Genomic DNA, 13813 nt, shown 5'->3' with positions numbered 1-13813 from the left:
TTAATCATATGACATCGACTTATCGGTACCTTCCTGATACAAAACATGATCAAGAAGAAATGCTTGCGGCTTTGAATCTATCAACAGTAGATGAATTATTCAGTGATCTTCCCTCTGACATTCGCATGGATCATGAATTAAACATTCCGGAAGCGGTTCCAGAGCCACTTCTTATGAAAAAAATGCAGCAGCTTTCCTCAATTAACAAACATGCAAATGATTACCCCATTTTTTTAGGCGCGGGTACGTATGATCACTATATTCCAAGCGTTGTGAATCATATGATATCACGCTCCGAATTTTATACAGCTTATACGCCTTATCAACCAGAAATCAGTCAAGGAGAGCTGCAGGCTATTTTTGAATTTCAAACGATGGTTTGTGAACTAACTGGAATGGATGCTGCCAACTCTTCCATGTATGATGGCTTTACGTCACTTGCGGAAGCTGCATCTCTTGCTGTTGCCTCTACAAAACGGCCGAGAGTATTGATCTCCAAATCCGTGCATCCGGAATCGCGGGCAATTTTAAATACGGTATCTGACGGCCAAGGCTACAAAGTGGAAGAGGCAGAGCTTAATGTAGATGTGACGGATTTAAAAAATCTGAAAGAACAAATAGACATGGATACGGCAGCTGTCATCGTTCAATACCCAAACTTCTTCGGTTCAATTGAAGATTTGCAAGAAATCAAACATATTGCACAAGACAAAGGCGCTCTATTTATTGTAAGTGCCAATCCGCTTGCATTAGCACTTTTGGAGGCGCCGGGGAAAATTGGAGCCGATATCGTTATTGGAGACATGCAGCCTTTAGGACTGCCGATGTCCTTTGGCGGTCCACATTGCGGGTACTTTGCTGTGCGCAAAAAGTTTATGCGCAATTTGCCGGGCCGTATCGTGGGACAAACAAAAGACGTTAATGGAAAAAGAGGTTTTGTCTTAACGCTGCAGGCTCGTGAGCAGCATATTCGTCGAGATAAAGCGTCTTCAAACATATGTTCCAATCAAGCATTAAATGCGCTTGCCTCTTCGGTTTGCATGACAGCACTTGGAAAACAAGGCATCCGTCATATGGCACAACTGAACTTTGAAAAAGCGGATTACATGGCAAAACGCCTTGAGGATAAAGGATACAAAATTAAGAATCGATCTCCGTTTTTTAATGAATTTGTCATTGAACTTCCGACTGCAGTTAAGGAGGTCAATCATACGCTTTTTGAGGCAGGAATAATCGGCGGATATGATTTGGAAAAAGACTATGGGTTTAAAAATCAAATGCTCGTTGCGGTAACAGAACAACGTACAAAAGAAGAGATTGATCATTTCGTAGAGACATTGGAGGGTGCTGTGCATGGTTGAGTACAATGAGTTAATTTTTGAAATTAGCCGTTCCGGACGTATCGGTTCAAGTCTTCCCGAGAGCGACGTACCGAAAGTCAATTTGCAAAATAAACTTCCTGACCATTTGATTCGGACTGAACTTGCGGAGCTTCCCGAAGTGTCAGAACTGCAGCTTGTCCGTCATTATACGGCTCTTTCTAATAAAAATCATGGGATCGATAATGGTTTCTATCCACTCGGCTCATGTACGATGAAGTACAATCCAAAAATAAATGAAGATGTGGCGCGCTTAGAAGGATTCAGCCGAATTCACCCTTATCAGCCAGTTGAAACCGTTCAGGGAGCGCTAAAGCTTTTGCATGAACTGCAAGAAGACTTGGCTGAAATTACAGGAATGGATGCTGTTACTTTACAGCCTTCAGCAGGTGCTCAAGGTGAATGGGCAGGGTTAATGATGGTAAAAGCCTACCATAAACAAAAAGGTGAAAAAAGAACAAAGGTCCTTGTCCCGGACTCCGCTCACGGGACAAATCCAGCCAGTGCAACAGTTGCCGGTTTTCGAACTGTAACGATTCCATCCAATGGGGATGGCCTGGTAGATTTAGAAGAATTAAAAAAGCATGTGGATGATGATACCGCTGCATTGATGCTTACAAATCCGAATACACTTGGCTTATTTGAGAAAGAAATAATCGAGATTGCAAAGGTCGTGCACGGGGCTGGCGGTTTGTTGTATTACGATGGGGCGAATGCCAATGCGATTTTAGGAAAAACAACACCCGGAAAAATGGGCTTCGACATCGTCCATCTGAATCTTCACAAAACATTTACAACACCCCATGGAGGTGGAGGCCCCGGTGCAGGTCCGGTTGGAGTGAAAAAGAAGCTGATCCCTTATTTGCCAGTCCCGCGTATCGAAAAACAGAACGATCAATATTTCTTGAATGACAATCAACCGTTATCGATTGGCCGTGTAAAAGGGTACTATGGAAACTTTGGCATTCTAGTTCGGGCTTATACGTATATTCGGACAATGGGTCCTGTCGGCCTGCGTCAAGTGTCTGAAAGTGCGGTCCTTCATGCGAATTATCTTCGCAAAAAGCTCGAACCGTATTTTGATTCACCATTTTCGCAAGTTTGTAAGCATGAATTTGTATTATCCGGTTCCAGACAGAAAAAGCTGGGCGTGCGGACACTTGATATGGCTAAACGGCTGCTTGACTTTGGCTGCCATCCGCCGACTATTTACTTCCCGTTAAATGTAGAAGAATGCTTGATGATTGAACCAACTGAAACAGAATCGAAAGAAACAATTGATGCCTTTGCTGAAGTCATGATCCAAATTGCAAAAGAAGTAGAGGGAAATCCAGATATTGTTTTGGATGCACCTCACACGACCACGATTGGCCGGCTGGATGAAGTCCAAGCGGCAAGAAAGCCGGTCGTACGCCATTCGAAAGAAAAGACTGAAGAAGGAAAAGCGGAGAGCGTAAAATCATAAACTTCATTTTGAGTGAGCCACGGAGTAATTTACATGTACCGTGGCTTCATCCCAATGAGAAATTGACATAAGTAAGGAGATGAATGAAATGCGATTATCATTAACAGAAAGTGCATTGAAAAAGCTGAAAACAGTCGTTTTACAAGAGGGTCAATTGCCGCGCATCGATGCGGACGTAGCAGGAGGCTGTGGAATGACCGTTGCATTTTCCCTTGTTTTCGATGAAGAAAGAAGGAATGATTTCATTTTAGAACTGAATGGAATTCGTATTCGAATGGATCGCTTTACACAACGTTATATTGGGGAAGAGATACAAATTGATTTTACTGAGGAAAAAGGGTTCCTTGTCGCAGATGCCTTTTCTTCTAGTGCCTGTTCAATAGATATTGTCTGATTGGATTTGTAAAACATATGATTTTTTTGAAAGTTTCTTTTTGCCTCCCATAACATATATTCACTTTCTAATTCTATCCCCATATATTTTCCCTATATAGGTTTGGCCTGTATTCGTATCATTATCTGAGTTTTATATTATGTATCATTCCAATTATATGTAAAATTACACTTGCTTATACTGCGTAGCCATTTTATAATCAAGAAAGCGCTACCGATTTAAAGCTAAAAAAATTGTGAGATAATCTCACGGAATTATTAAAAAATGTATCTCCCTGTAGTATAGTCCTTCATATAGTCCATTTAAATATTTTCTATCCACGTAGATTCTTTAGTAAATGTAGTCTAAAAACTTAATATAATGCAGATGATAATTATTGGAGAGTCATTCAGTTGACACCGAAGGAGCAAGTTCCATAAAAGCCTATGGAATTAATCTCTCAGGTAAAAGGACAATAGTTAGATGCAACTCTGAAGAGAGCTGTAAAACAGCCACCGAAGGAGCAGATTCTTTCCAGAAAGAATGGTAACTCTCAGGTAAAAGGACAGAGAAGGTAGAATCATTACCTTTTTCTGTCCTTTTTTGTATGCTTAATTATGATCTGAAAGAGAGAAAAAAATGATTACTAGTAAATAAATAAAAAGGGAAATGGAGCTTTTTATTTATTTAATAGAGTGAAAATTCAAAAAAGGGGGCGGCTTATGGAGAAGGCAATGCAAGTAGCAACGAGTTTTCCTGTATGGGTTTTTGCCATAATCGTAATAGGAATTGTGGTCTTTCAAGCGATTATTTTTATTAAACTTGCTGTAAAAACAAGCCAGAGCGTTGGCATGACGCGGACAGAAGTGAAAAGTGCTCTAAAGGTAGGGGCAATAAATGCCATTGGACCTGCAATGGGGAGTATGATTATTGCCATCTCCCTTATTACCTTTTTGGCTGAACCCATCACATTAATGAGATCGGGTGTCATTGGCTCTTCTGCTATCGAGTCAGCTGCTGCCAGCCTGGCTGCTGGTGCATATGGAACAGAGCTAGGAGCTTCTGATTTTAATGAACAAGCCTTTACAACAGTTGTATGGACATTGTGCCTAGGCGGGCTCGGGTGGTTACTCGTCATCGTTTTTTTCACAAAATCATTTGGGAAAGCACAAAACAAAGTAGCAATGAAAAGTGGGAGAGGAAAAGTAAACCTGATGGCGGTTATTTCAAGTGCCGCTATGATCGGTGTATTTGCCAACCTTGCCAGCGGTGAAGTAATGAAGGGGTTTACGAACTCAATAGTTGTTATCACCTCGGCAATATCCATGTATATCATTTTATTTATCGCCAACAAAAGAAATTTGACTTGGGTAAAAGAATGGTCACTCGGGTTATCGATTTTAGCAGCTTTGTCAGTGGGCTATATGATGACACTTTAAAGAAAAGGAGGAAATACAGATGGAAATGGGTAAACAGGAGCTAATAAAAGAGGAAATAGCCTTACCTCAAGGATTAAGTATGGATGAGTTCCATGAGAAGTCTCACTTTTGGGGCCGGTTAACGATGTCTATGGTGATTATTTTAAGCTTGCTGCTGCCTCTCTATCTTTCATTTGTCTCTGGATATCATCCGGGATGGCAGCCGATTATAACCGCTTTTGTCGCATATGCCGCCATGGTCGGATATACGTGGGTGATAGAACCCATTTCCTATTATCCTACCCTGGGTGTTTCCGGAACCTATCTTTCATTCTTAACTGGCAACATTTCAACGATGTGTCTTCCTGCTGCAGCAGCTGCTCAAAATGTAATTGGTGCTGAACCTGGGACAAAAAAGGGAGAAATCACAGCTTCCCTGGCAATGGGTGCTGCATCGCTGGTAAATATATTTATACTCTCCATCATTATTGCTTTCGGCTCATTTCTTATTTCTCTGATTCCACCATCATTTCAAACATCTTTTCAATTTATAGTTCCAGCAATCTTTGGCGGCGTTTTAGCTCAATTCGCTTTTCATAAACCGATTAACGGTATAGTCGCTCTTGCTGTCGGTATCATCATCAACATCCTGCCAATTGTTTCTTTTGCGAAAGGGATTATTTGTATTGTGATTACCGTTGTCATTTGTATTTACTTGGAAAAATTGAAAATTCAAAAGGAAAAGTTCTGAGTAAAAAAAAAGAATAAACATGAATAATGCTCACAAAAAATAGACTGATAGGAGTTGTTGAAAAATGAGTAAAGAGAATATCTTAAATTGGATCAACAGCAATGAATCACTATTTACAAGTATGGCAAAACAGATTTGGGAAAATCCTCAAGTCGCTTATGAAGAAAAGTATGCATCAGAATTGCAGAGAACAACGATGGAAGAAGCAGGATTTACGATTACATCAAATGTAGGCGGAATCCCAACTGCTTTTGTAGCGGAATATGGTTCAGGTAAACCGATTATTGGGGTGCTGGGAGAATACGACGCATTGCCAGGATTGTCGCAAACGGTGAGCGCTCATCATAATGAAGTGGTTCCGAACGGTCCGGGGCATGGATGCGGCCATAATTTGCTTGGAACAGCAGGAGTGGAGGCTATTATGGCTTTAAAAGAAATCATGAAGGCTGAAGGAATTACAGGCACGATTCGCTATTATGGCTGCCCGGCGGAGGAAGTGCTTTCGGGTAAAACATTTATGGCCAGAGCGGGAGTATTTGATGATCTTGATTGTGCCTTAACATGGCATCCGGGTACATCAAATTTTGTCATAAATACAAGCATGCAATCGATGGTTTCGATAAAGTTCCACTTTAAAGGAACAACCTCACATGCTGCAGCTGCACCACATGCGGGAAGAAGCGCTCTTGATGCAGTAGAGCTTATGAATATTGGCGCAAATTATATGAGAGAGCATGTTCTGGACGGGTCACGCATTCATTATGTGATTACGAATGGGGGCCTGGCACCGAATATTGTACCTGATCATGCAAGTGTATGGTATTACTTACGATCAGCCACAAAAGAAGGCGTAGACGACCTGCTTGCGAGAATTCAAAAAATTGCTGAAGGCGCGGCGTTAATGACAGAGACAGAAGTGCATTCTGAAGTACTGGCATTTGCCTATGAAACACTTGCCAATGAAACATTAAGTGATGTTATGTTTGAAAACATGAAAATCGCCAATTCTCTGGAGTTTACAGAAGAGGAAAAGTCTTTTGGACAGGAACTGGTGAATACAGTTGACCCTAAGGTTGTACAAATCGCTAAAAATCTTTTTGGGGCTTCTGCGGATGAATTGCTGCCGACAAGCCAGCAGTATAATAAACAATTAAGAGGGACATCAGTTGCAGGTTCTACAGATGTTGGAGATGTTAGCTGGATTACACCAGTTGCACAAGTGATGACGACATGTGCGCCGGCTGGCGTACAATTGCATTCCTGGCAAGCAACCGCTTCTTTCGGCTCTTCAATTGGTTTTAAAGGAATGCATCTAGCAGCGAAAACAATCGCGCTATCTGCTTTTGATTTGTTGATGGATGAAAAGATTATTGAAAAGGCAAGAGCAGAATTTAGAACGAGTACGGAAAGCAAGCAATATGAAGTTGGCATTCCAGAAGAAATAATGCCCCCTTTAGAAGGAGAGATTTCGGAATTAGCGAAATCATCTTAAGGGGCGCTGTGTAACTCCGCCTATAAAAGCAGAACTGCCTGGCTCCTGTCTGTAACGGGAGCCAGGCAGTTTTATTTTAACTGATAAGTAATTAGTAATTAATCAGTATATGTTCTCATCGAAATATAAGCAAAAAACAAGCCCAAAGGCTTTTTTCTTTTGAAATTTCGGGTAAACAATAAAGAAAGGAGAGATACATATGACTGCAAATAACCATTATCACCGGCTGCATAAAGAATATCTGCTCGGACTGGATGAACGGGCCAGACAAGTAGAATTAGATAAGTTCGAAACTGTCCAGCTTCACATGTATGACTGGTTACAAAAGGAACACGGTTTCACATCACAACAGGCACAAGATGAAGTAGATCCCGAACACAGAAACTTTGTTATCGACGAGCTTCGAAAAGAAGATGAATACGAGCAGGATGAGCAGGATAGACGGTCCAAATTTTAGACTTTCATAAACCCATAACTTCATTTAAGCAATTGTTAAACGAAAGAGGATTTTGAACCTTTGTGATGGGATTGTTTATGTACATTTTTGTATTTTAAAAAAGATTAGGTAAGCCGTTGGTTCTGTATAGTGTCATAAAATATGGAGATATATATACCGTATGCATTTTTTACGATTCCTGTTTTTGAATTTGAAAAACGCTTAATCGGGTGTATTGATCTATCCGTATAAGTGGGATTCAAGAGAAGGAACGTTTTTATACATTCTTCTTTTTTATTTATATACGGTTGCTGGTAACAGTATTAATCTTTAACAAAGCGAGGGTCAGAAATGACAGTTAAACTCATCTCAACACAAGAAATAGCAAAAAAGGTGCTGAATCATGAAGATGTATTTATTTTAGATGTACGTAATACGGACGCTTTTGATGAGTGGAAAATGGAAGGGAGAAATGTAAAAGTCATGAATGCCCCTTTCTCTAAGCTTACTGAAGAAGATGCCCTTCTTGATAAGCTGCCGAAAGACAAAGAAATTTATACGATTTGCGCAAAAGGCAATTCTTCTAAAAGGGCAGCAGAATACCTGGAAGAGAAAGGATTTAAATATGTCTATTCCGTAGAAGGCGGAATGAAAGCATGGAGTGAATATCTTGAGCCGATTAAAGTGGGTGATTTGATAGGTGGAGGCTCCATTTATCAATTCGTGCGTTTAGGAAAAGGATGTTTATCTTATCTAATTGAATCAGAAGGAAATGGCGCCGTTATTGATACGAACCGGATGCTTGAGACGTACGAACAATTTGCGGAGGAACACGGCATACGAATTACACACTTATTAGATACGCACCTTCATGCAGATCATATTTCAGGCGGGAGAGCACTTGCTGAAAAACTTGGAGGAACATATTATTTGCCACCTAATGATGCGGAAGACCTGAATTTTGATTATTCCCCGATCCAGGATGGTGACATCATCTATGTAGGAAGTTCAATGATCAAAGCTGTCTATTCTCCTGGTCATACAATTGGAAGCACTTCGTTTATTATTGATGACCAATATCTGCTGACCGGGGACATTTTATTTATCGACTCCATTGGCCGGCCGGATTTAGCGGGGAAAGCGGGTGACTGGGTTGGTGACTTGCGTGAGACACTTTATGAGAGATATAAAGAATTGAAAGGTGAACTGTTGGTCTTGCCGGCTCATTTTATGGGAATAAATGAAATGAAGGATAACGGGAGCATCTCAGAAAAACTCAATGTGTTATACAAACAAAATCATGGTCTAAATATCCATGAGGAAGAAGAATTTAGAAAGACAGTAAGCGAAAACCTGCCGCCGCAGCCAAATTCCTATGAGGAGATACGCCAAATAAACATGGGCAAATTAATGACTGATCTAGAACAACAAAGAGAAATGGAAACGGGCCCTAACCGATGTGCTGTTCGATAGCATCACGAAAAGATGTCTAAGTGGCATCTTTTTTTGTGTTGTTCAAGAGTATAATGATTGACATTATACTGTATAGGGTATATAGTTGGTCCCATAAAGAATCGCCAACGGAATACAAAGCAAAAGGAGACTTGTGTGATGACCTATGATAAGAAAATCGTAAATCGATTAAATCGGATCGAGGGACAAATTAAAGGAATATTGAACATGATCGAAGAAGGAAAAGACTGTCGAGATGTGGTAATCCAGTTATCGGCAGCACGCGGAGCAATTGATCGAACCATGGGGGTTATTGTCAGCACAAATTTAGAGCAGTGCATTAGAGAGAGTATAGAAAAAGGCGAAGAAACAGAAAATCCTGTTAAAGAAGCAGTGAACCTGCTAGTAAAAAGCAGATAAAGAAAATGAAACGGTTGACGAATCAAATTGTATCGGATAATATACCCTTATAGGTATAAAAATATAACGGAGGGGATATCAATGAAAGTAGATCAGGTTTTAGACGCAAAAGGTCTGGCATGTCCGATGCCGATCGTGAAAACTAAAAAAGCGATGAATAACTTAGAGGCAGGACAAATATTGGAAGTGCAGACAACCGATAAAGGCGCGAAAAGTGATTTAACAGCCTGGACAAAATCAACAGGGCATACAATGCTCGATTCAAAAGAAGAAGATAGCGTGTATACATTCTACATTCAAAAAGGATAATTTTTTTACTTATTAATATACCCATACAGGTAAGGGTGAATATCAAACAGGGAGGCATCATCATGACAGAACAAAAGAAAAGAACAACGATTGTTTTATTCAGTGGAGATTATGATAAAGCAATGGCAGCGTATATCATCGCAAACGGAGCAGCAGCTTATGATCACGAGGTAACGATTTTCCACACATTTTGGGGATTAAATGCTTTACGAAAGGACGAGCCATTAGAGATTAAAAAAGGATTCCTTGAAAAAATGTTTGCCAAAATGATGCCGCGCGGTGCGGATAAAATGGGCTTATCAAACATGAACTTTGCTGGAATGGGTCCGAAAATGATCAAGCACGTGATGAAAAAGCATAATGCGATGACACTTCCCCAGTTGATCGAAATGGCTCAGGAACAGGATGTTAAGTTAGTTGCCTGTACAATGACAATGGATTTGCTTGGTTTGCAGCAGGAAGAATTGCTGGAGGACATTGATTATGCGGGTGTAGCAGCTTATTTAGCGGATGCGGAAGACGGAAATGTAAACTTATTCATTTAAGATAGAAACCTGAATGGTGAATAAAGGGAAGAGGGGGATTGAATACGATGCTTGATACAGATATGATAGTAAACATTTTATTGATTGCTTTAATGGTTTGGTTTATATATCGAAGCTTTGCACCTGTAAAAGGGATTAAAACGATTACGACGAGTGAATTAAAATTAGAATTAAAGAAAAATGGGAAGCAGTTTATCGATGTTCGTACGCCAAATGAATTTCAGGCAAACTCAATCAACGGGTTTAAAAATATACCACTTTATGAATTGCAGAAACGGGCGAACGAACTGTCAAAAGAAAAAGAGGTTTTGGTCATCTGTCAAAGTGGAATGAGAAGCAGTAAAGCAAGCAAAATGTTAAAAAAGCTTGGCTTTAAGCACATTACGAATGTTAAAGGCGGAATGAGTGCTTGGTAAACGTGTCAGGAGGAGTTTAAATGAAACATATCACGCCAAATGAGGTAGAAGAGTTAGTCAGCCAAAGAAATGATCAATCTATTATTGATGTTCGTGAGGCAGAAGAAGCAGCAGCTGGAAAAATTCTTGGTGCAGTAAATATTCCTTTAGGTCTATTAGAATTTCGTCTGCAGGATTTGGATAAGTCAAAAGAACATATCTTGGTATGCAGGTCAGGCGGCAGAAGCGCAATGGCAGCGAATTTTTTGGAAAACCGCGGATATAAAGTCATGAACATGACGGGCGGCATGAATGATTGGCAAGGACCAACGGAATAATTTTTTTACTCTTTTATATACCCCCGTTGGTTTAACTGATAAGGAGGAAACAGAATGATTACACCAAACCATGTATTAGACGCCAAAGGGCTTGCTTGCCCGATGCCGATCGTCAAAACAAAAAAAACAATGAAGGATTTAGAGCCCGGTCAAGTATTAGAAATTCAAGCAACCGATAAGGGCTCAACGGCAGACCTGCAGGCATGGGCAAAAAGCACAGGTCATGAATATTTAGGAACAGAAACAGAAGGAGATACCCTCCGTCACTTCTTACGTAAAGATGGTGCAAACACTGTTTCAGAAGGGACAGTTATTCCTGAAATTACTTTAGAAAGCTTTAAAGAAAAAGTAGAAGCAAATGAGAATTTAACGATTTTAGATGTTCGTGAATTAGACGAATACGAAGAGGGGCACATTCGTGGAGCCGTACACATTCCACTGGGTGAAGTGGAACAGCGTTGTGGCGAATTAAAGAAAGATGAGTTAATTTATGTGATCTGCCATTCAGGAAGAAGAAGTGAATTAGCGGCGCAATCGATGGCAAAACAAGGGTTCAAACAATTAATTAATGTTGTTCCGGGCATGCGTGACTGGACAGGGGAAATCGTTTAAACATGAGAAGAAAATGAACAAAAGTGCAACGGTCAGCATTGTTGCATACGGTATTGGTGCCGATATAGCCTTTAATGTTAATACTAATACAAGTACTAAAAAATTTTAGCTAGAAATATACCTGGGGAGGTAATTGATATTATGTCTGTTAATCCAATGACAGCGAAAGAAGTCGCAACAAAGGTCGTTAATAAAGAGTCGTTCTTTCTTTTAGACGTTCGGAATGAAGATGCTTTTCAGGACTGGAAAGTAGAAGGAGAAAATATACAATATCTCAATGTTCCATACTTTGATCTGTTGGATGGAGTGGGAGAAATTTTGCCGAAGCTCCCTCAAGATCAAGAAGTCCTGGTTGTATGTGCAAAAGAGGGTTCATCCATTATGGTTGCTGAAATGCTTTCAGAAGAAGGAAAGACAGTAGCTTATCTTAAAGGTGGAATGAAGGCGTGGAGTGAACATTTAGAGCCGGTTAAAGTGGGCGATTTAAAAGACGGCGGCGAATTGTTCCAGTTTGTCCGCATCGGAAAAGGATGCCTTTCTTACATGGTGGTATCAAATGGAGAAGCAGCCCTTATTGATGCCACGCGTATGACTGGCGTGTACACAGACTTTGCGCAGGAAATCGGCGCCATAATTACCCATGTATTTGATACCCACCTTCATGCGGATCACATTTCAGGTGGAAGAAAAATCGCAGAAGCAACAAATGCTACGTATTGGCTGCCGCCAAAGGATGCACAGGAAGTAACGTTTAGATACCAGCCATTGGAAGAAGGGCAAGACGTAACAATCGGCAATACGACGATTACGATTCAACCGCTGTATTCTCCAGGCCATACGATCGGGTCTACCTCTTTTATAATAGACGAATCGTATTTGCTGTCAGGCGACATTCTATTTATTGACTCTATCGGACGGCCTGATTTGGCTGGATTGGCAGAGGACTGGGTTGGTGATTTGAGAGAAACACTTTACACACGCTACAAAGAACTATCAGATGAACTCATCGTATTACCGGCTCACTTTATGATCATGGAAGAGCTGAATGATGATGGCAGCGTATCAGAAAAATTAGGAACATTATTTGCAAAAAATCATGGCTTAAATATCGAGGATGAAGCCGCGTTTCGAGAAATGGTAACCGGCAATCTGCCGCCACAGCCAAATGCGTATCAGGAAATTCGTGAAATGAACATGGGCAAAATCAGCCCGGATGAAGAAAAGCAGCGTGAGATGGAAATTGGTCCAAACCGCTGTGCCGTTCGATAAAGAATGGAAACAACAAAACTTCAAAAAATGAATGGAGAGATTAAGATGAATTCAGATAAAGTGTTAGACGCAAAAGGACTCGCTTGCCCGATGCCAATTGTAAAAACAAAAAACGAAATGAATGAACTGGATTCCGGGCAGGTACTGGAAATCCATGCGACAGATAAAGGCGCAAAAGCGGACCTGACTGCATGGGCAAAATCCGTCGGACACGAACTAGTGAACCATGCAGAAGAGGGCGGTGTGCTTAAATTCTGGATTAAAAAAGGATGATAATAGAGTGAAAGGGTATCGGCGAGATACCCTTTCTCCTTTTGAAAGGAGGAAAATTGGATGGATTATGATTTTATTGTGACCATTTTCTTGATCGGCTTTATTGGCTCTTTTATTTCCGGGATGGTCGGGATCGGCGGTTCCATCATTAAATACCCGATGCTGCTATATATTCCCCCCATGCTCGGGATGGCGGTATTCAGTGCCCATGAAGTATCCGGAATCAGTGCCATTCAAGTCTTTTTCGCCACGATCGCTGGAGTCTGGGCGTATCGAAAAGGCGGTTACTTGAATAAAACACTCATTATCTATATGGGATCAAGTATTTTAATCGGAAGCTTCATCGGAGGCTATGGTTCCGGCATGATGTCAGAAGGAGGCGTCAACCTTGTTTACGGAATACTTGCAACGATAGCGGCTGTTCTGATGTTCATACCGAAAAAGGGGATCGATGATATTCCGTTTGATCGGGTTACATTCAATAAATGGCTGGCAGCTGGAATGGCCTTCATTGTCGGAATCGCAGCAGGCATCGTTGGTGCGGCAGGAGCCTTTATTCTCGTTCCGATCATGCTCGTTGTCTTAAAAATTCCAACAAGAATGACCATTGCTACGTCTCTTGCGATTACGTTTATTTCATCTATCGGCGCGGCGATCGGAAAAATCACAACTGATCAGGTTCTTTACGGTCCGGCAGCCATCATGATTATTGCGAGTTTGCTTGCTTCGCCATTAGGGGCAAAGGTCGGGAAAATAGTCAATACGAAAATATTGCAGGTTCTCCTGGCTTTATTGATTATAGGAACAGCAATGAAAATTTGGATGGACATTTTTTAATAAAAATATGATTTGATCAAGCGGGAAATTAACCCGCTTTTTTTGATAG

17 protein-coding genes and 1 riboswitch are annotated in these 13813 nt (G+C 40.8%); all 17 genes read left to right on the top strand.

The genetic code is table 11. From position 1 onward, the window contains the following. The first annotated feature begins 8 nt into the window (after window positions 1-8). The 17 genes from gcvPA to BTO28_RS12555 all read left to right on the top strand — a co-directional run bounded on the left by gcvPA (window position 9) and on the right by BTO28_RS12555 (window position 13764). Window positions 9-1361, top strand: coding sequence for an aminomethyl-transferring glycine dehydrogenase subunit GcvPA (gene gcvPA / locus BTO28_RS12635; protein WP_076766819.1), 1353 nt, complete (start codon window positions 9-11; stop codon window positions 1359-1361). Further along, a complete protein-coding gene (gene gcvPB / locus BTO28_RS12630; RefSeq protein ID WP_076766817.1) occupies window positions 1354-2844 on the top strand; it encodes an aminomethyl-transferring glycine dehydrogenase subunit GcvPB in 1491 nt (496 codons plus the stop codon). Before gcvPA ends, gcvPB begins: the two co-directional genes overlap by 8 nt. 88 nt (window positions 2845-2932) lie before the next feature. Next, a complete protein-coding gene (locus BTO28_RS12625; RefSeq protein ID WP_076766816.1) occupies window positions 2933-3238 on the top strand; it encodes an iron-sulfur cluster biosynthesis family protein in 306 nt (101 codons plus the stop codon). 366 nt (window positions 3239-3604) lie between these two features. After that, a riboswitch (glycine riboswitch) is annotated at window positions 3605-3703 on the top strand. 236 nt (window positions 3704-3939) lie between these two features. Continuing rightward, a complete protein-coding gene (locus BTO28_RS12620) occupies window positions 3940-4656 on the top strand; it encodes a DUF5058 family protein (RefSeq protein ID WP_076766814.1) in 717 nt (238 codons plus the stop codon). Between the two features lie 19 nt (window positions 4657-4675). Next, the gene (locus tag BTO28_RS12615; protein ID WP_076766812.1) at window positions 4676-5386 is read left to right on the top strand and encodes a small-conductance mechanosensitive channel; all 711 of its coding nucleotides are present in this window, start codon (window positions 4676-4678) and stop codon (window positions 5384-5386) included. Between the two features lie 64 nt (window positions 5387-5450). Beyond that, complete coding sequence (locus tag BTO28_RS12610) at window positions 5451-6878, top strand: amidohydrolase (protein ID WP_076766810.1); 1428 nt, start codon at window positions 5451-5453, stop codon at window positions 6876-6878. Window positions 6879-7077: 199 nt separating this feature from the next. Next, entirely contained in the window at window positions 7078-7335 is a 258-nt protein-coding gene (locus BTO28_RS12605; protein ID WP_076766808.1) for a hypothetical protein, read from the top strand. 330 nt (window positions 7336-7665) lie between these two features. Beyond that, complete coding sequence (locus BTO28_RS12600; protein ID WP_076766806.1) at window positions 7666-8787, top strand: MBL fold metallo-hydrolase; 1122 nt, start codon at window positions 7666-7668, stop codon at window positions 8785-8787. A gap of 138 nt (window positions 8788-8925) precedes the next feature. Beyond that, window positions 8926-9186 carry a metal-sensitive transcriptional regulator gene (locus BTO28_RS12595; protein ID WP_076766804.1) on the top strand — a complete coding sequence of 87 codons (261 nt, stop codon included), beginning with the start codon at window positions 8926-8928 and terminating at the stop codon, window positions 9184-9186. Between the two features lie 81 nt (window positions 9187-9267). Then, window positions 9268-9495, top strand: a complete 228-nt coding sequence (locus BTO28_RS12590) for a sulfurtransferase TusA family protein (RefSeq protein WP_076766803.1) — start codon at window positions 9268-9270, stop codon at window positions 9493-9495. 62 nt (window positions 9496-9557) lie between these two features. Continuing rightward, on the top strand, window positions 9558-10040 hold the full coding sequence (locus BTO28_RS12585) for a DsrE/DsrF/DrsH-like family protein (protein ID WP_076766801.1): 483 nt from the start codon (window positions 9558-9560) through the stop codon (window positions 10038-10040). 47 nt (window positions 10041-10087) lie between these two features. Beyond that, complete coding sequence (locus tag BTO28_RS12580; RefSeq protein WP_076766799.1) at window positions 10088-10456, top strand: rhodanese-like domain-containing protein; 369 nt, start codon at window positions 10088-10090, stop codon at window positions 10454-10456. A 20-nt stretch (window positions 10457-10476) separates the two neighbouring features. Continuing rightward, on the top strand, window positions 10477-10773 hold the full coding sequence (locus BTO28_RS12575) for a rhodanese-like domain-containing protein (protein WP_076766797.1): 297 nt from the start codon (window positions 10477-10479) through the stop codon (window positions 10771-10773). A gap of 54 nt (window positions 10774-10827) precedes the next feature. Continuing rightward, window positions 10828-11385: a sulfurtransferase TusA family protein gene (locus BTO28_RS12570; RefSeq protein WP_076766795.1), complete on the top strand. Its 558-nt coding sequence runs from the start codon at window positions 10828-10830 to the stop codon at window positions 11383-11385. Window positions 11386-11526: 141 nt separating this feature from the next. Further along, window positions 11527-12654, top strand: a complete 1128-nt coding sequence (locus BTO28_RS12565; protein ID WP_076766793.1) for an MBL fold metallo-hydrolase — start codon at window positions 11527-11529, stop codon at window positions 12652-12654. A gap of 45 nt (window positions 12655-12699) precedes the next feature. Further along, window positions 12700-12927, top strand: a complete 228-nt coding sequence (locus BTO28_RS12560) for a sulfurtransferase TusA family protein (protein ID WP_076766791.1) — start codon at window positions 12700-12702, stop codon at window positions 12925-12927. Between the two features lie 60 nt (window positions 12928-12987). Next, on the top strand, window positions 12988-13764 hold the full coding sequence (locus tag BTO28_RS12555) for a sulfite exporter TauE/SafE family protein (RefSeq protein ID WP_076766789.1): 777 nt from the start codon (window positions 12988-12990) through the stop codon (window positions 13762-13764). The last annotated feature ends 49 nt before the right edge of the window (window positions 13765-13813 follow it).

The sequence above is a fragment of the Domibacillus epiphyticus genome, assembly GCF_001975785.1.
GTDB classification, from domain to species: domain Bacteria; phylum Bacillota; class Bacilli; order Bacillales; family Domibacillaceae; genus Domibacillus; species Domibacillus epiphyticus.
This window is presented reverse-complemented; position numbering and strand designations above follow the sequence as displayed.